16 protein-coding genes are annotated in these 18,088 nt (G+C 65.8%); 11 read left to right on the top strand and 5 right to left on the bottom strand.

Annotated elements, in window-relative coordinates:
* Positions 1–25: 25 nt before the first annotated feature.
* The 9 genes from ACSFA8_RS11885 (at position 26) to xylB (ending at position 9,486) form a co-directional block, all read left to right on the top strand.
* A complete protein-coding gene (locus ACSFA8_RS11885; RefSeq protein ID WP_435479698.1) occupies positions 26–358 on the top strand; it encodes a DUF805 domain-containing protein in 333 nt (110 codons plus the stop codon).
* A 220-nt stretch (positions 359–578) separates the two neighbouring features.
* Complete coding sequence (locus tag ACSFA8_RS11880; protein WP_435479697.1) at positions 579–1,886, top strand: ABC transporter substrate-binding protein; 1,308 nt, start codon at positions 579–581, stop codon at positions 1,884–1,886.
* A gap of 71 nt (positions 1,887–1,957) precedes the next feature.
* Positions 1,958–2,815: a carbohydrate ABC transporter permease gene (locus ACSFA8_RS11875; RefSeq protein WP_435479696.1), complete on the top strand. Its 858-nt coding sequence runs from the start codon at positions 1,958–1,960 to the stop codon at positions 2,813–2,815.
* A 16-nt stretch (positions 2,816–2,831) separates the two neighbouring features.
* Positions 2,832–3,653 carry a carbohydrate ABC transporter permease gene (locus ACSFA8_RS11870; protein ID WP_435479695.1) on the top strand — a complete coding sequence of 274 codons (822 nt, stop codon included), beginning with the start codon at positions 2,832–2,834 and terminating at the stop codon, positions 3,651–3,653.
* 156 nt (positions 3,654–3,809) lie between these two features.
* Positions 3,810–4,841 (top strand): ABC transporter ATP-binding protein, encoded by a 1,032-nt coding sequence (locus tag ACSFA8_RS11865; RefSeq protein WP_435479694.1) that lies wholly within the window; start codon positions 3,810–3,812, stop codon positions 4,839–4,841.
* On the top strand, positions 4,838–6,265 hold the full coding sequence (gene dalD, locus ACSFA8_RS11860) for a D-arabinitol 4-dehydrogenase (RefSeq protein ID WP_435479693.1): 1,428 nt from the start codon (positions 4,838–4,840) through the stop codon (positions 6,263–6,265). Before ACSFA8_RS11865 ends, dalD begins: the two co-directional genes overlap by 4 nt.
* Positions 6,262–7,062: an L-iditol 2-dehydrogenase gene (locus tag ACSFA8_RS11855; RefSeq protein WP_435479692.1), complete on the top strand. Its 801-nt coding sequence runs from the start codon at positions 6,262–6,264 to the stop codon at positions 7,060–7,062. The genes dalD and ACSFA8_RS11855 overlap by 4 nt, the downstream gene beginning before the upstream one ends.
* Positions 7,063–7,082: 20 nt before the next feature.
* The gene (locus tag ACSFA8_RS11850; protein ID WP_435479691.1) at positions 7,083–8,021 is read left to right on the top strand and encodes an AraC family transcriptional regulator; all 939 of its coding nucleotides are present in this window, start codon (positions 7,083–7,085) and stop codon (positions 8,019–8,021) included.
* 7 nt (positions 8,022–8,028) lie between these two features.
* The gene (gene xylB, locus ACSFA8_RS11845; protein WP_435479690.1) at positions 8,029–9,486 is read left to right on the top strand and encodes a xylulokinase; all 1,458 of its coding nucleotides are present in this window, start codon (positions 8,029–8,031) and stop codon (positions 9,484–9,486) included.
* Positions 9,487–9,500: 14 nt separating this feature from the next.
* On the opposite strand, the gene msrA is transcribed toward xylB, so the two are convergent.
* The 3 genes from msrA to groES form a co-directional block, all read right to left on the bottom strand.
* A complete protein-coding gene (msrA, locus tag ACSFA8_RS11840) occupies positions 9,501–10,229 on the bottom strand; it encodes a peptide-methionine (S)-S-oxide reductase MsrA (RefSeq protein ID WP_435479689.1) in 729 nt (242 codons plus the stop codon).
* Between the two features lie 205 nt (positions 10,230–10,434).
* Positions 10,435–12,087, bottom strand: a complete 1,653-nt coding sequence (gene groL / locus ACSFA8_RS11835; protein ID WP_286541845.1) for a chaperonin GroEL — start codon at positions 12,085–12,087, stop codon at positions 10,435–10,437.
* A gap of 53 nt (positions 12,088–12,140) precedes the next feature.
* A complete protein-coding gene (gene groES / locus ACSFA8_RS11830) occupies positions 12,141–12,431 on the bottom strand; it encodes a co-chaperone GroES (RefSeq protein WP_286541846.1) in 291 nt (96 codons plus the stop codon).
* A 263-nt stretch (positions 12,432–12,694) separates the two neighbouring features.
* Between groES and ACSFA8_RS11825 the strand changes: the two genes are divergently transcribed.
* Complete coding sequence (locus ACSFA8_RS11825; protein ID WP_435479688.1) at positions 12,695–13,939, top strand: glycerophosphodiester phosphodiesterase; 1,245 nt, start codon at positions 12,695–12,697, stop codon at positions 13,937–13,939.
* Positions 13,932–14,318 carry a hypothetical protein gene (locus ACSFA8_RS11820; protein ID WP_435479687.1) on the top strand — a complete coding sequence of 129 codons (387 nt, stop codon included), beginning with the start codon at positions 13,932–13,934 and terminating at the stop codon, positions 14,316–14,318. Before ACSFA8_RS11825 ends, ACSFA8_RS11820 begins: the two co-directional genes overlap by 8 nt.
* A 108-nt stretch (positions 14,319–14,426) precedes the next feature.
* Here the strand turns inward: ACSFA8_RS11820 and ACSFA8_RS11815 are convergent, their stop codons facing one another.
* Together ACSFA8_RS11815 and ACSFA8_RS11810 are read right to left on the bottom strand one after the other, a co-directional pair.
* Positions 14,427–16,346, bottom strand: a complete 1,920-nt coding sequence (locus tag ACSFA8_RS11815) for a PhoX family protein (protein WP_435479686.1) — start codon at positions 16,344–16,346, stop codon at positions 14,427–14,429.
* A 109-nt stretch (positions 16,347–16,455) separates the two neighbouring features.
* Positions 16,456–18,036: a phospholipase D family protein gene (locus ACSFA8_RS11810; protein ID WP_435479685.1), complete on the bottom strand. Its 1,581-nt coding sequence runs from the start codon at positions 18,034–18,036 to the stop codon at positions 16,456–16,458.
* Positions 18,037–18,088 lie beyond the last annotated feature (52 nt).

Below are 18,088 nucleotides of genomic sequence, written 5' to 3'. Positions count from 1 at the left end.
GATCCAACAAGAGGAGTTGTTTAACATGAATTTCATGCAAGCGGTTCAGGTCTGCCTGAGCAAATACGTCGACTTCAGCGGTCGCGCACGCCGCTCCGAGTTCTGGTGGTTTTCCCTGTTCCAGTTCATCGTCGCGATCGTGGCCTCGTTTCTCGGCGACATCGTCGCGTCCATTGCTGGCCTGGCCCTTCTGTTGCCGGCACTGGCCGTCGGTGCGCGTCGGCTGCACGACATCGGCAAGTCGGGCTGGCTGCAGTTGATCGTGCTGATCCCGCTGCTCGGCATCCTCGTCCTCATCTATTTCTGGGTACAGCCCGGCACGACCGAATCGAACACGCACGGCGAAGTGGCGGCCTGACCCGTCGCCTTCCCCGCCTCCAGGGCCGCAGCTTGCGGCCCTTTTTCATGCGCGATCGCAAAATGAGGTTACATCCTGTATTGCCGCTGCTAGGGAATCCACCAGTCAACTGGTGCATGAAAGTATTGAGACTGACAAACGAAGTACCAAAAATGCTTCCATGAGTCTCCAGAATCCGGCCACGGCGACAGCACGGTCGCTGCCTACAAGGAGACATTTCATGAAGCGTTTTATCAAGGCCGGCCTCGTTGTCGCACTCGCAGGCGCCGGCCTGGCACAGGCCGCCACCGAACTCGTCATCGCCACCGTGAACAACGGCCACATGATCGAGATGCAGAAGCTCACGCCCATCTTCGAGAAGGCCAACCCGGACATCAAGCTCAAGTGGGTCACGCTGGAAGAAGGCACGCTGCGCCAGCGCGTGACGACCGACATCGCCACCAAGGGCGGCCAATTCGACGTGATGACCATCGGGCTTTACGAAACGCCGATCTGGTCGAAGAAGGGCTGGCTCAAGCCCATCGCCACCGACGCCGCCTATGACACGGACGACCTGCTGCCGGCCATTCGCAGCGGCCTGACGCTCGACGGCAAATTGTTCGCCGCACCGTTCTACGGCGAAAGCTCGATGCTGATGTACCGCAAGGATCTGGCCGACAAGGCCGGCATCAAGATTGCGGAGCAGCCGACCTGGGCCCAGGTCAGGGAGTTCGCCGCCAAGGCGCACGACCCGAAGGCCGGCGTGTACGGCATGTGCCTGCGCGGCAAGCCCGGCTGGGGTGACAACATGGCCTTCCTGACAACCCTGGTCAACACCCACGGCGGCCAGTGGTTCGACATGCAGTGGAAGCCGCAGATCAACACCAAGCCGTGGAAGGACGCGATCACCTTCTACGTCGACATCATGAAGAACTACGGCCCGCCCGGTGCGTCGGCCAACAGCTTCAACGAGAACCTTGCGCTCTTCAACGAAGGCAAGTGCGCGATGTGGGTGGACGCGACCATTGCCGCCTCGTTCATCTCCGATCCAAAGCAGTCGAAGGTGGCCGACAAGGTGGCCTACGCGCAGGCACCCATTGCGGTCACGCCGAAGGGCGCCAACTGGCTGTGGTCCTGGAACCTCGCGATTCCCGCCAGTTCGACCAAGGACGCCGCGGCGCAAACCTTCATCAAGTGGGCCACCTCCAAGGACTACGTCAAGCTGGTCGCCAAGGAAACGGGGTGGAACACCGTGCCCACCGGCACCCGCAAGTCAACCTACGCGACGCCCGAGTTCCAGAAGGTCGCCAAGTTTGCCGATGCCGAAAAGAAGGCCATCGATTCGGCCAACCCGAACGACAGCACGCTGCCCAAGTCGCCGTACGTCGGCGTGCAGTACGCAGCCATTCCGGAATTCCAGGCCATCGGTGTTGCCGTGGGCCAGCAGATGAGCGCAGCGCTCGCGGGCAAGGTGACGGTCGACGAGGCGCTCAAGACCGCCCAGACCGCGGCGGAACGCGAAATGAAGAAGGCCGGTTACTACAAGTGAGGTGAGGTTCCCGGCCGGCACGCCGATGCGCGCCGGCCCGGATGTTTCCATCGCTGACGGGGACTGCCGCCATGAATAGACTCCTGCCTCGGGCGCTGATGGCGCCGGCCGTGCTCACGCTCTTCCTCTGGATGATCGTGCCGCTTCTGATGACGTTGTACTTCTCGTTCGTGAACTACAACCTCATGCAGCCCGGCGAACATCCGTTCGCGGGCCTCGAGAATTTCCACTACTTCGTGACCGACCCCGACTTCTGGCCGGCGGTGTGGAACACGCTGCAGCTGATCGGCAGCGTGATCGTGATCACGGTGGTGTTCGGCGTGCTGCTGGCGCTGCTGGTGAACGAGCCGTTCCCGGGCCGCGGCGTCGTGCGCGTGCTGCTGATCTCGCCCTTCTTCGTCATGCCCACGGTCAATGCGTTGCTGTGGAAGCACATGATGATGAACCCGATCTACGGCGTGCTGGCCGACCTGTGGCGCTTCTTCGGCGCCCAGCCGGTCGACTGGCTGACCGACCTGCCGCTGTTCTCCGTGATCATCATGGTGGCCTGGCAATGGCTGCCCTTCGCCTGCCTGATTTTCATCACGTCGCTGCAGTCGCTCGACCGCGAGCAGATGGAAGCGGCGCGCATGGACGGTGCCACGGCGCCGCAGCGCTTTTACTACCTGACCCTTCCGCACCTCGGCCGTCCGATGGCCGTGGTGATCATGATCGAAATGATCTTTCTGCTCAGCGTGTTCGCCGAGATCGCGATCACGACCAACGGTGGGCCGGGCAATGCGAGCACCAACCTCACCTACATGATCTTCAAGCAGTCGCTGATGAACTTCGACGTGGGCGTGGCCTCGGCCGGCGCGCTGTTCGCGGTGATCCTGGCCAACATCGTCGCGGCCTTTCTCGTCCGCATCATCGGCAAGAACCTCGACTGACCGGCAAGGACTCACCATGCAACCCAACTCGTTGTTCACCGTCCTGCGCACCTTCGGCGCCTGGGCCGCGGCGCTGCTGCTGTTCTTTCCGCTGGGCTGGCTGTTCCTCACTGCGTTCAAGACCGAACTGCAGGCGATCCATGTGCCGCCGCTCTTCGTCTTCGAGCCGACGATGGAGAACTTCGCCGAGGTGCAGCGCCGCAGCGACTACCTGCTGTACGCGCGCAACTCGCTGATCACGAGCGTGGGCTCGACCATCCTCGGCCTGTTGATCGCGGCGCCCGCGGCGTACTCGATGGCGTTCTTTCGCACCAGGCGAACGCGCGACATCCTGATGTGGATGCTGTCGACCAAGATGATGCCGGCGGTCGGCGCGCTGGTGCCGATCTACGTGCTGGCGCAAACCGCCGGCATGCTGGACTCGCTCACCGCGCTGACCATCGTGTTCACGCTGTCGAACCTGCCGATCATGGTCTGGATGCTCTACACGAGCTACAAGGACATTCCGAACGAGATCCTCGAAGCGGCGCGCATGGACGGCGCCAGCCTGTGGACGGAGTTCCGCCACGTCGTGATGCCGCTGTCGGTCGGCGGTGTCGCATCCTGCGGCCTGCTGTGCCTGGTGCTGAGCTGGAACGAAGCTTTCTGGGCGCTCAACCTGGTTTCGGCCAAGGCGGGCACGCTGGCCACGCTGATCTCGCAGTACTCGAGCCCTGAAGGCCTGTTCTGGGCCAAGTTGTCGGCCGCCTCGCTGATGGCCATCGCGCCGATCGTGGTGTTCGGCTGGTTCAGCCAGAAGCAGCTGGTGCAAGGCCTGACCTTCGGCGCTGTGAAATGAAATCGCCCCCAGTCTGCGCGCACTGCGTGTCGCTCCGCCAACCCCCGACCGGGGGCGCTGCCTACAGCCCGGCAAAGCCGGCTCTGCGGCAGCCCTGGAATGAAGCCCTTGCGCTTCTCCCGGCGAACCACTGACAAGAATCAAGGAGACATTTCTATGGCTTACCTCGAACTCCAGAACATCACGAAGAGCTTCGGCGATGCGCACATCATCAAGGGCGTCAACCTCGAGATCGACAAGGGCGAGTTCATCGTCTTCGTCGGGCCGTCGGGCTGCGGCAAGTCGACGTTGCTGCGGCTGATCGCGGGCCTCGAGCCGACTTCCGGCGGCAAGCTGATGCTCGACGGCCGGGACATCACCAACGTGGCCTCGGGCAAACGGGATCTCGCGATGGTGTTCCAGAGCTATGCGCTGTATCCGCACATGAGCGTGGCCGACAACATGTCGTTCGCGCTCAAGCTCGCCAACGTGCCCAAGGACGAGATCCGCAAGAAGGTGGACTACGCGGCCCGGCAACTCAACCTCACGCAATACCTCGACCGCACGCCCAAGGAGCTGTCGGGCGGCCAGCGGCAACGCGTCGCCATCGGTCGCGCCATCGTGCGGGCGCCCAAGGTGTTTCTGTTCGACGAGCCGCTGTCCAACCTCGACGCGGCGCTGCGCGGCAACACGCGCGTCGAGATCCACAAGCTGCACGTGGCGCTCGGCGCGACCAGCATCTACGTGACGCACGACCAGGTCGAGGCCATGACGCTGGCCGACCGCGTGGTGGTGCTGAAAGACGGCCTGATCGAGCAGGTCGGTTCGCCCATGGATCTGTACGACCGCCCGGTCAACCAGTTCGTCGCGCAGTTCATTGGCATGCCTTCGATGAACATGGTGCCGGCGGCTGCCATTCCGAGCTTCTCGTCCCAGACCGGCGGCAGGCTGCCGAGCGACGGCTTTCTCGGGGTGCGCCCCGAAGGCCTGCATGTGCACCCCGGCCACGGCGCCGGCGTGCCGGGCCGGGTCGACCTGGTCGAGGCGCTCGGCGCCGACACGCTGATCCACGTCGATGTCGGCGGCGTGCCGCTGATCGCGCGCCAGAACGAGCGCACGCCGCTGCGCGTCGGCGACGACGTCGGGGTGGAGCTCGATCCGTCGGTGCTGCACCTGTTCACCCGCGAAGGGCAGGCGGTCGCCGCATGACACTCGCAGCAGTGCCGGATGCCGGCTCCGTGGTGCTCCACCTGGGGCTTGGCTCCTTCCACCGTGCGCACCAGGCGGTCTATCTGCAGCAACTGATCGATGCGGGCGACGCGCGCTGGTCGATTTGCGGTGCCAACCTGCGGCCCGACATGGCCGACGTGCTCGCCGCGCTGCAGGCGCAGGGCGGCGCCTACACGCTCGAGACGGTGACGCCCGAGGGCGTCTACAGCTACCAGCGCATCGCGTCGATCCGCGAGGTGCTGCCGTACGAGGCGACGCTCGCGGCCGTGATCGCGCGCGGCGCCGATGCTGCCACGCGCATCGTGTCGTTCACGGTGACCGAGGCGGGCTACTACCTCGACGCCAAGGACAAGCTCGACCTGTCGTTCGCCGAGCTCGCGGCCGACATCGAAAGTGCCCGCCAAGGCAAGCCGGGCCAGACCATCTATGGCGCCGTCTGCGCCATCCTGCGGGCGCGCCGGGCGGCCGATGCCGGCCCGGTCACCCTGCTCAACTGCGACAACCTGCGCCACAACGGCGAGCGCTTTCGCGGCGGGCTGCTCGAGTTCATCGAGCGCAGCGGCGACACGGCTTTGCATGCCTGGGTGCAGGCAAACACCACCTGCCCCAACGCGATGGTCGACCGCATCACTCCGCGCCCGCCGCCCGAGCTGCGCGAGCGCGTGCGCGCGGCCACGGGGTGGGATGACGCCGCGCCGGTCACCGGCGAAAGCTTCATCCAGTGGGTGATCGAGGACGACTTCATCGCCGGACGGCCCGAATGGGAGCGCGTCGGCGTGCAGTTGGTCGGGTCGGTGCAGCCCTACGAAGAAGCCAAGATCCGCCTGCTCAATGCCACGCACAGTTGCATCGCCTGGGCCGGCACCCTGATCGGGCTGCAGTTCATCCACGAAGGCACGCACACACCGGCGATCCGGAAGATGGCCTTCGACTACGTGACCGACGACGTGATCCCCGTGCTGGGCGCGCCGGGTGCGCCGAGCCCGGTTGACTTGCCCGCCTACCGCGACGTGGTGCTCGACCGCTTCGGCAACCCCGCCATCCGCGACACCAACCAGCGCGTGGCCATGGACGGCTTCTCGAAAATTCCCGGCTTTATCGCGCCCACTGTGCGCGAACGGCTCGCGCGCAATGAAAGCATCGACAGCGTGGCGATGCTGCCTGCACTGTTTCTGGCCTTTCTGCAGCGCTGGCACCAGGGCGAACTCTCTTACGCCTACCAGGATCAGGCCATGGATCGGGCGGTCGCGCATGCCATGTGCGATGCGGCCGACCCTGTTGCAGCGTTTTGCGCCGATATCCCGCTCTGGGGCCCCCTGGCGGGTGATGCGCGGCTGGTCGACGCAGTGCGCCGTGCCAGCGCACGCGTCGCGACTTTCGTATCAACGAGGAATCTGAAATGACGGACAAGAAGAGCGGCCGCCTCTCGGGCCGCCATGTGCTGGTGACCGGCGCCGGCGGCGGCATCGGCCTCGCTATCGCCGAAGCCTGCATCGCCGAAGGCGCCCGCTGCAGCGTGGTCGACCGTGGGCCGCAAGCCCCCGAAACCGTGCGCGCGCTGATGCAGCACCACCCCGACGCGCTGGCGTATATCGGCGCCGACGTCACCGACATGGCGGCCATCGCCCGCATGCTCGCCGCTGCGCACGCGCGGTTCGGCGCCATCCACACGCTGGTCAACAACGCGGCCGTGTTCGACATGGCGCCGCTGCTCGAAAGCAACGAAGCCTCGTTCGACCTGCTGTTCGCGGTCAACGTCAAGGGCATGTTCTTCGTGATGCAGGCGGTGTTGCGCCACATGGTCGAGGCCGGCACGCAGGGCGCATCGGTCGTGAACCTGGCATCACAGGCCGGCCGCCGAGGCGAGGCGCTCGTGTCGCACTACTGCGCGACCAAGGCGGCCGTGATCAGCTACACGCAGAGTGCCGCGCTCGCGATGGCGCCGCACGGCATCCGGGTCAACGGCATCGCACCGGGCGTGGTCGATACGCCGATGTGGGCCGGTGTCGACGCGCTGTTCGCCAGGTACGAGAACCTTCCGATCGGCGAGAAGAAGCGCCGGGTCGGCCTCGAAGTGCCGCTCGGCCGCATGGGCAGTCCGGCCGAGATGGCGGGGGCCGTGGTGTTCCTGGCCAGCGACGATGCCCGCTACATCACCGCGCAGACACTCAACGTCGACGGTGGTAGTGTGATGAGCTGAACCTGTACGCCGAGGTTTCGATGTCCACCGTCCGCGCCCGCCAAACCCCGCGCCACCGCCAGCCTGAGCTGGAGCACGACTTCGCGCGCTCGCCGGCGCTGGGCTACGAGAAGCCCGAAGAAGTCGGCTGGGTGCGCTGTCTGGCGCACGGCTATCCGAGCCCGCTCGCGCGCTGGCATTGCCACGACGAGTACGAGCTGCACCTGATCACCGGCACCTCGGGCAAGGCCTTCGTGGGCGACTGGATCGGGCCGTTCCAGCCCGGGCATCTGGTGCTGTGCGGGCCGCGCTTGCCGCACAACTGGATTTCGCTCGACGCACCCGTCGAAGGCGTGGCCACGCGCGACCTCGTGATCCAGTTCCGGCACGATCCGATCGAGCAGGCCGTCCAGCAGATCCCCGAACTCGCGGAAGTGCATCAACTGCTGGAGCGCGCGCGCCACGGCATCGAGTTTTTCGGGCTGTCGGAGCGCGCCGAACAGCACTGGGTGGCCGTTAAGGCTGCGCGCGGACTGCGCCGGTTGGCGGCGTTTTGCGACTTTCTGGCCGACCTGTCGGAGTGCACCGACTATCGCTTGCTCTCGAGCGTGCAGATGAAGGGCGCCGAGGGCAATGCCGAAGTCGACCAGATCAATGCCATCGTCAACCGCATCACCGACAACGTGGCCGAGCCGATCGTCATGGCCGACGTGGCGGCCGAACTCGGCATGAGCGAGAGCCGTTTCAGCCGCTTCTTCCGGCGCTCGACCGGCAACAGCTTCACCGACTTCGTGAACCGCGTGCGCATCAACAATGCCTGCCACCTGCTGATGCAGACCGACCACTACGTCACCGACATCTGCTACCAGGTCGGCTTCAACAACGTCGCCAACTTCAATCGGCGCTTTCTCGAAATCAAGGGCATGACGCCCAGCGAGTTCCGGCGCCAGTCCGACAGCCGCTTCGGCGGCGCGCACTGACCCCGCCATGTACCTGGGACTCGACCTCGGCACGTCCGAGCTGAAGGCACTGCTGCTCGCGGACGACCACCGCATCGTCGGCGTGGCGCGCGCAGCGCTCACGGTGAGCCGGCCACAGCCGCTGTGGTCGGAGCAGGCGCCGGCGCAGTGGTGGGGTGCGCTGGAGTCGGTCATGCAGCAGCTGGGCACGCAGCACGCCGCAGCGCTTGCGGCGGTGCGGGCCATCGGCCTGTCGGGCCAGATGCACGGCGCCGTGCTGCTCGACGACAAGGAAGAAGTGGTGCGCCCCGCGATCCTCTGGAACGACGGCCGCAGCGCCGCACAGTGCGCGCAGCTCACGGCAGCCGTGCCGCGCCTCGGCGAGATCACGGGCAACCTCGCGATGCCGGGTTTCACCGCGCCCAAGCTGCTGTGGGTGCGCGAACACGAGCCTGACCTATTCGCCCGCACGCGCCGTGTGCTGCTGCCGAAAGACTGGTTGCGGCTGATGATGGGCGGCGAGGCCGTGAGCGAGATGTCCGATGCGTCGGGCACCCTGTGGCTGGACGTCGGCCGACGCGACTGGTCCGATGAACTGCTCGCCGCCACCGGCCTCACCCGCGCCCACATGCCGCGGCTGGTCGAAGGCAGCGAGGTGTCCGCAACGCTCAAGCCCGCGCTGGCCGCGCGTTGGGGCCTGGGCCCCGGGGTGCGCATCGCGGGCGGCGCGGGCGACAACGCGGCCAGCGCCGTCGGCATGGGCCTGGTCGCACCGGGGCAGGGTTTCGTGTCGCTCGGCACCTCGGGGGTGATCTTCGTGTCGGGCGCCGCGTTCGCGCCCAATCCGGCGCAGGCGGTGCATGCGTTTTGCCATGCGCTGCCGGGTCGCTGGCACCAGATGTCGGTGATGCTTTCCGCTGCGAGCGCCGTGAGCTGGGCCGTGCGCGCCTTCGGCTTCGCCGATGAGGCGGGGTTGCTCGCGGAGGCCGCGACGCTGTCGCCCGAGGCCCGCGCCCGCGCGCCGCTGTTTCTGCCCTACCTGTCCGGCGAACGCTCGCCGCACAACAACGCGCAGGCGCAAGGCGTGTTGTTCGGCATGACCCCCGCGCATGGGCCGGCCGACATGGCCTATGCGGTGGTCGAGGGCGTGAGCTTCGGGCTGCGTGACGGGCTCGACACGCTGGAGCGGCCCGGCGGCGATCTGGCGCTGGTCGGTGGCGGCGCGCGCAGCAGCTGGTGGGCCCAACTACTGGCCGACATCCTGGAAGTGCCGCTCGCACTGGGCGAGGGCGGCGAAGCCGGTGGGGCGCTGGGCGCGGCGCGGCTGGCCTGGCTGGCCGTTGGCGGCACCGTGGAAAGCGTTTGCCGCCCGCCACGGCTCAAGCAGCGCTTCGTGCCCGAGGCAGCGCAGGCCGGCGCGCACCGCGCCCGGCATCTGCGCTTTCGCGGGCTCTACTCAGCGCTGAAGCCGCAGTTCGCGCCCTGAGCAGCGCACGGCGTTCAGGCTCCCGCCCCCACGAGCACTGGCGTCGCGCGGTAGCGGTCTGCGAAAAGGCGCTGGAGCTCCGCGATCTTCGGCAGGTCGTGCTGGACGATGTACGGATTGCGCGGGTTGCGCGTCAGGTAGTCCTGGTGATAGGCCTCGGCCGTGAAGAAGCGCTTCTGCAGTTCGATGGTCGTGACGATCGGCTTGCTGCCGAAGGTCTTGGCCTGCGTGAGTTGTGCGATATAGGCCTGCGCGATGCGCGCCTGCTCGAGGTTCTGCGCAAAGATGGTCGAGCGGTACTGGGTGCCGGTATCGGGCCCCTGCCGGTTCAACTGCGTCGGGTCGTGCGCCACCGAAAAGAAGATCTGCAGGATACGCGCATAGCTGATCTGGCGCGGGTCATAGCTGATGCGCACCGCCTCCGCATGGCCGGTGCGGCCCGAGCCGATGTCCTCATAGTGGGCGGTGTTTTCCGCGCCGCCCGCATAGCCCGACACCGCGCCGCTCACGCCCTTGACGTGCTGGAACACGCCCTGCACCCCCCAGAAGCAGCCGCCGGCAATGACGGCGGTTTCGTTCGCGTTGCCGGGAGGCGGGGCGGGGTCGGTCGATGGCGCTGGCAGCACGACAGCGGCTTCGGCCGCGACGGCACGCCCGCCGAACCAAACCACACCGCCAGCCATCAGGGCCAACGCCGCCAGCAAGGCCCGGCGGCCAGCGAGAGAAGGAGCGACTTTGTTCATGGCCGCAGTGTGCGCCAACCGTCCCAAGAAGCACGCGCCCATGAAAAAAGCCCCGCAACTCGCGCTGCAGGGCCTTTTCAATGGGCTGATTCGCCCCCTTCGTGGGGTGCCACCGATCCGGCTTCGCCGGTCGGCAGGCACCGCCCCCGGTAGGGGGTAGGCGTAGCGGACACGAAGTGCCGCGCAGCCTGGGGGCGAGCCAAACTTACATCCCCATGCCGCCCATGCCGCCCATGCCACCCATGTCGGGCATGCCGCCGCCAGCGCCGGCTTCGTCCTTCGGTGCGTCGGCGACCATGGCTTCGGTCGTCAGCAGCAGCGAAGAAACCGATGCTGCGTTCTGCAGCGCGGTGCGGGTCACCTTGGTCGGATCCAGGATGCCCAGTTCGAGCATGTCGCCGTAGGTGTCGTTCTGGGCATTGAAGCCGTAGTTGCCCTTGCCGGCCAACACAGCGTTCACCACCACCGAGGCTTCGCCGCCGGCGTTGTTGACGATTTCGCGCAGGGGCGCTTCGACCGCCTTGAGCACCAGCTTGATGCCGGCGTCCTGGTCGGCGTTGTCGCCCTTGACCGAGTCGCCCACAGCTTGCTTGGCACGCAGCAGCGCCACGCCGCCGCCAGCCACGACGCCTTCTTCCACTGCAGCGCGGGTGGCGTGCAGGGCGTCTTCGACGCGGGCCTTCTTTTCCTTCATTTCGACTTCGGTGGCAGCGCCGACCTTGATCACGGCAACGCCGCCGGCCAGCTTGGCCACGCGCTCTTGCAGCTTTTCACGGTCGTAGTCGCTGGTCGCTTCTTCGATCTGGACGCGCACTTGCTTGACGCGGGCTTCGATGTCGCCGGCAGCACCAGCACCGTCGATGATGATGGTGTTTTCCTTGCCGACTTCGATGCGGGCAGCCTGGCCGAGGTCGGCCAGGGTCACCTTTTCGAGCGTCAGGCCGACTTCTTCGGCGATGACCTTGCCGCCCGTCAGGATGGCGATGTCTTCCAGCATGGCCTTGCGGCGGTCGCCGAAGCCCGGTGCCTTGACGGCCACAACCTTCAGGATGCCGCGGATCGTGTTCACGACCAGCGTAGCGAGGGCTTCGCCTTCGACTTCTTCGGCAATGATCAGCAGCGGACGGCCCGACTTGGCGACTTGTTCCAGTGCGGGGAGCAGGTCACGGATGTTGCTGATCTTCTTGTCGTAGAGCAGAACGAACGGGTTTTCCAGAATCGCGGATTGCTTTTCGGGATTGTTGATGAAGTAGGGCGACAGGTAGCCGCGGTCGAACTGCATGCCTTCGACGACGTCGAGTTCGCTGTCCAGGCTCTTGCCGTCTTCGACGGTGATCACGCCTTCCTTGCCGACCTTGTCCATCGCGTCAGCGATGAGCTTGCCGATGGTTTCGTCGCTGTTGGCCGAGATCGAGCCGACTTGAGCGATTTCCTTCGACGTGGTGGTGGGCTTCGAAGCCTTCTTCAGCTCGGCGACCAGGGCCGTGACAGCCTTGTCGATGCCGCGCTTCAGGTCCATCGGGTTCATGCCGGCCGCGACCAGCTTGAAACCTTCGCGAACGATGGCTTGTGCCAGCACGGTCGCGGTGGTGGTGCCGTCGCCGGCGTTGTCCGAAGTCTTGGAGGCAACTTCCTTCACGAGCTGGGCGCCCATGTTCTGGAGCTTGTCCTTGAGTTCGATTTCCTTGGCGACGGACACGCCGTCCTTGGTCACCGTGGGGGCGCCGAACGAACGTTCCAGCACCACGTTGCGGCCCTTGGGGCCCAGGGTCACTTTGACTGCGTTGGCCAGGATGTTGACACCCTCGACCATGCGCGCGCGGGCTTCACCGCCGAAGACTACGTCTTTTGCTGCCATGATGATTTACTCCGAATGGATTGAATGAAAGAGACAGGGAAAGGAGAGAAGGCTTACTTCTCGACGACTGCGAACAGGTCGTCTTCCTTCATCACCAGCAACTCGTCGCCATCGACCTTGACGGTCTGGCCCGAGTACTTGCCGAACAGGACGCGGTCACCGACCTTGACGCTCATTGCGGCAAGCTCGCCCTTGTCGTTGCGCTTGCCCGGGCCGACGGCCAGCACTTCACCCTGATCGGGCTTTTCGGCGGCGGCGTCGGGGATGACGATGCCGGAGGCGGTCTTGGTTTCGCTGTCAATGCGCTTGACGATCACGCGATCGGCCAAAGGACGAAGTTTCATTGCATCTCCTGATAAGAAACGGGGTTTTATGGTGGGCACCGGCTCAAGGCCGACGCCCGATCGACTGGAAGGGTGTTGTTAGCACTCATCTTCAGCGAGTGCTAATGATAAGGGCAATTCCCGCCGTTTCAAGGCCCGACCCCTTCTCTCGACCGTTCTGAAGGCGTACGGAAATTCAGTTGGACCGGCTTCTTCCGGGAGTTCACTCAGTTGTCATGCACGGCGCCTAACGTCCGCCGGCACCATCAACGAGGAGATTTCTCATGAACCGGCTGAAGAAAATCTGTACGGCCCTGCTGGGCATCGGCATGTTGTTCGCAGTTGCGACGACCGCCTCCGCCCACGAAGAAAAGGCGCGGCGCCGCGCTGACAACGCGCCCCTGGTGATCGGCCACCGGGGAGGCGCCAACGGCTATCTGCCCGAGCACACCCTGGAAACCTATGCGCTCGGCATCTCGCTGGGTGCCGACTACATCGAGCCCGACCTGGTGGCAACCAAGGACGGCTACCTGATCGCACGGCACGAACCCAACTTGATCGACACCACCAACGTCAAGGAACTGCCGCAGTTCGCGAGCCGCCGGCGAACCGTCATGCTGGACGGCGTTCCGACAGACGGCTTCTTTGCCAGCGACTTCACGCTGGCCGAGATCAAGCAGTTGCGCGCAGTCCAATCCTTCCCCGAACGCGATCAGGCCTTCAACGGCAAGTTCCAGATTCCGACGCTCGCGGAGGTGATCGAGTTGGCCAAGCGCAAATCCCGGGAGGAAGGGCGGCGCATCGGCATCTATCCGGAAACCAAGCACCCGACCTACCACCAGAGCATTGGCCTGCCGCTGGAAGACCGGCTGTTGAACGTGCTCAGCGCCGCCGGATGGAATCACCGCAACGCCCCGGTGTTCATCCAGTCCTTCGAGACGGCCAACCTTCGCTATTTGCGGAGCAAGACCAGCGTGCGTTTGATCCAGCTGATCGATGCCAACGACGTGAAGGCCGACGGTTCCCTGGACCTCACCAAACCGTACGACAAGCCCTACGACTGGGTGGTGTCCAACCGCGACGGGCTGTACAGCGACCTGGTGACGCCGCGCGGCCTGCAAGAGGTGAAGCGATATGCCGACGGCATCGGCCCCTGGAAGCCGTACCTCATCTCGAGTGCCTGCAAATCGGTGCAGGGCGGCGCGTGCGTCGACGTGACGGGCGACGGTGTGGTCGACGAGCGCGACCGGGTGTTGCTGGCGCCAACTGATGTGATTGCGAATGCGCACAAGCTGGGGCTGCTGGTGCACCCCTATACGTTCCGAAGCGAGCAGAAACGCCTGACGGGCAGTTTCCAGGGCAATCCGGTCAACGAGTACCTCGCGTTCTACGAGGCGGGCGTGGATGGCCTGTTCAGCGACTTTGCCGACACCGCCGTCGCAGCGCGGGCCATGTTCCTGCTCAAGCACGACCCGGACTACGCCGCCTGCCTGGTCAATTCGCGCAAGTGTGAACGCAACAATGATTGATGGTGCGCCCGCACGCGCCGGGCATCGCCGTTGCATCGGCTTGGCTGCGGCGGCGATGCTGGTCGCTGCCGCAGTCTCGCCGATGGCACGTGCTGAAGGCGGACTGCCCGGATCGCCCAGAGCTGTCACTGAGAACGCTCCGATCGCGTCGTCCCTGCCGCAGGGCAGCGGCGCATCGATGGCGGGGACGGATGATGCAACGGCAAATCCGGGTGGCGCGATCTTCAGTCCGTTTGCCGATCCATCCACGGCCAAAGTTTCTCGGACGGATCAGGCCTCGCCCAGTCCTGACTCACGAACGTCGGATCACACTCTTGCGCTCATGATGTCCGCTGTCGGCATCGCGGCAATTGCCTGGCTTCTGTTGAAAGCCGCTTGAGCATTTGCCGCTCGGGGCTTGCCCGTCCCGAACGGTGCAGCTCAGTCTTCAGCCGGGGCACGCCACGTCGGTCGGCACGACGCCGCAGGTGCCCCGCACCTGCACGCGTCAGGTGCCGACCACGCCACCGTCGTTCTTGGTGATGACCACCGTGGCCGAGCGCGGCCGGCCGCCGCCGTCGGGCCACTTCGACACGGCCAACGGCTTGTCGGGGTCGCTGCGCTCGTTGGCCGGCTCGCCCGGGTGCTGCACGTTGATGAACATGGTCCTGAGGTCGGGCGTCGTCGTCAGGCCGGTAATCTCGCAACCCGCCGGGCCCACCAGAAAGCGGCGGATCTCGCCCTTGGTGGGGTCGCACGCCAGCATCTGGTTATTGGGCAGGTTGCTGTAGTCGCCCTTGCCCAGGGTGGACGTGGACGCGTCGGTCTGGATCCACAGCACGCCGCGCGCATCGACCGTCAGGCCGTCGGGGCTGCCGAAGGTGTCGCCCTTGATGTTGCCTTGCGCCTCCCAGCGGCCTTGCTTGGGGTCGCCGGCCAGCACCAGGTGGTTCCAGGCGAACCTGGTGGCGTCCAGGTCGCCGGCTTCCTTCCAGCGGATGATCTGGCCCATGGTGTTGTTGACGCGGGGGTTGGCCGGATCGACGCCGGGCTGGCCCGAGGCACCGCGGTTGCTGTTGTTGGTGAGCGTGCAATACACCTCTTTGGTGATCGGGTCGACGGTGGTCCATTCGGGCCGATCCATCTTGGTTGCGCCCAGGGCGTCGCTGGCCTGACGTGCCTTGATCAACACGTCGCCCTGGCTGGCGAAGCCCTTGTCCGTGGTCAGCGGGCCCTTGCCCTGCGTGAGCGGCAGCCATTCGCCGGTGCCTTCAACATCGAAGCGCCCGACGTACAGCGTGCCGTGGTCCAGCAGCTCGCGGTTGGCGGCAAAGCCGCCCGGCTTGACGCGGTCGCGGCTGACGAACTTGTAGATGTATTCGAAGCGCGAGTCCTCGCCCATGTAGACCACCGCGCGGCCGTCGGCCGTGAGTGCGGTGGCCGCGCCTTCATGCGCGGCGCGGCCCAGTGCGCTGCGTTTGACGGGCGTGGCCGTCGGATCCTGCGGGTCGATCTCGACCACCCAGCCGAAGCGGTTGGATTCGTTGGGATGCCTGGCAACGTCGAAGCGTTCTTCATGCTCGTGCCAGCGGTACTTGGCACCATTGCCCTTGCGGATGCCCCAGCGGCGCTGATGCGCATCGGGTTGTTCCACGCCTTCGAAGTAGTCGGCAAAGTTCTCTTCGCAGGTGAGGTAGGTGCCCCATGGCGTCTGGCCGTGGGCGCAGTTGTTGAAGGTGCCCAGCGCGCGCATGCCGGTGGGGTCGGCGGCGGTCTTGAGCATTGCGTGGCCGGCCGCCGGGCCGGTGATGGTCATAGGCGTGGCGGCAGTGACGCGGCGCGCGAACTTCGAGGGCAGCACCTGTTTCCAGGCATTGCCCTCGCGTTGAATCTCGATCACCGAGACACCGTGCGCGTTGATCGCCTTGCGCACTTTTTCGGCCGTCCAGGTCTTCATGCCGTCGACGTGCAGCAGACCGTCGTCCACATATTCATGGTTCATCACCAGAATGCCGCGCTGCGAGGAGCCGTCGACCGGGAAGAAGGCCATGCCGTCATGGTGCATGCCGGCCTGCAGCGCCTGCTCGGCCGCGGTGTTGGAGCCGTCCGGCCTGAAGGCCGGCATCTGGCCGGCAATGCCCACCGGGTCGCCCCAGCGGTACAGCACCTGGGCGCTGTAGCCTTCGGGCACGACCACGTTGTCGACGGCCGCCATGGGAATGCTCTTGAAGCCTATGCTGCGGCCGAGCGCGGCCATGTTGCTGCCGGCGGTGCTGGCGCAGCCGGCCGCCAGTGGGCCCAGCAGGCCCGCCACCGTGGCCGCGAGGCCGCTTCGCACGAAGATGCGGCGCGCCGGATCGGAAACCTCATAAATGCTTGGATTGGCGCTCCGGTTGGAGTCCTCCATCGTGGAATAGTCTTTGGCCATGGCCTTCTCGCTTCGTCTTGTTGCAGGACAAACACGATGTTCTGAAGGTCTCGTGAAAACGCTATGACAAAGTCGTGACGGGTGTGCCGGTGACGAGACGGCATGCTGCTCAGAGCTGGTCGGTCGGCACGAACCACGAAAACAGCAGCAGCTGCAGCCGCGTCAGCAGGCTCGAATCGGGCTCGTCGTCCAGCACTTCGTTGGTCTCGTCGCCGGTGCCGATCCACTGCACGGTCTTGCCGTCGGGCTTGAGCACCACGCGATAGACGCCTTCGAGGTCGTCGAGCAGGTAGGCGTACAGCAGCGCCTGAGTCAGTTCGTGGCTGCGCACGCTGACGCCGAACTCGGTGTTCAGCCGGGCCGAGCGCGGGTCGAGGTTCATCGAGCCGAGCAGCACCCATTCCCGGTCGATCAGGGCCAGCTTGGCATGCAGCCGGCCACGGGCCTTCTTCAGCAGATCGCGGAGTTTCCGGTTGCGCTTGAGCTGCTCGGTGCTGACCTCGTACAGCTCCACGCCGAGTTTCAGCAGGTCGATCCGGTAGCGGTTGTAGTTGATGTTGACCAGCGGCTCGTCGCTGTCGGCCAGCGAATTGGTGACCACGCTGATCTGCACGTTTCGCTCGCGCGCCGTGCGAATGCGCGCCATGCCGTCGTCGCCCGGAATGAAATATGGCGACACGACCTGGACCCGTGTCTTGGCCAGCGCGAACATGGCGTGAGATCGTTCGGCCAGCGTCACCGTGGCGCGGTTGCCGCCGAGTGCCTTGTCGGGAATGTCGGCCGATGCCTCGGCCCTGGCGCGCATCCATTCGAAGTTGCCACTGGTCAGCTGCACGCCGAGCGCCGGGTCGCCCAGGAGGTCGGTGTCCGGCAGCGGATCGGGTGGCGGCGCGAAGCGCGGCGAGGTGGCCTCCTCGAAATTCGCGGCAAGTTGTTCGGGCGCCACGTTGCTCGCGGCGACGCGGCCGAGCGGGTACACCACCTCGCTGTTCCAGTAGGTGTCGAAGATCGCGGCGCTCTCGGCCACCACCGGCCCGGCCATCAGCACTTCGAAATCGATGAAGTTGGCGCTGTCGCTGCGCAGGAAATACTCATCCGCGAGGTTGCGGCCGCCCGCGATCGCGATGGCGCCATCGGCCACGAACAGCTTGTTGTGCATGCGATGGTTGAGGCGGCTGAAGTTCGCGAAGAAGTCGATCCAGCGCGTGGCAGAACGATTGCGGCCGTTCACGAACGGGTTGAAGAGGCGCACTTCGACGTTCTTTTCGACCGAGAGGCCCTGCAGCAGCGGGTCGAGGCCGGTCGTGTGGAAATCGTCGAGCAGCAGCCGCACGCGCACGCCGCGTCGGGCGGCATCCCGCAGCTCGCGCAGGATCAGCCGGCCGGTCTTGTCGTTGCCTAGCTGGTAGGTCTGCACGTCAAGCGAACTCCCCGCGCGCCGCATCAGCTCGAGCCGGGCGTCGAGCGCGAAGTTGGCCTGGATCAGCGGGCGCAGGCCCGAAAGCCCGTCGTGCGCCGTCGTGTCCAGGTTCTGCGCCGCCCGGCCCAGCTCGGTCTGGTTCGACGCCGCGATGAAGTGCACCGGTGGTTCGGGCGTGCGCGGCGGCAGGCCGGCACAGGCCGTCAGCAGGCCCGCGAGCGCCAGCGTGGCGCAGCGCAACAACAGCAGGGCGGGAAGGCGTTTCGCCATGGGAGCGAGGAAAAGACCGGCGGGGTTTGGCGAGGCGCCCGATCGTAGCGGC

It is taken from the genome of Variovorax nitratireducens (assembly GCF_051216545.1).
Lineage (GTDB): Bacteria > Pseudomonadota > Gammaproteobacteria > Burkholderiales > Burkholderiaceae_C > Variovorax.
Note: the sequence above shows the minus strand (reverse complement) of the source record. Positions and strands in the feature narration are given on the sequence as shown.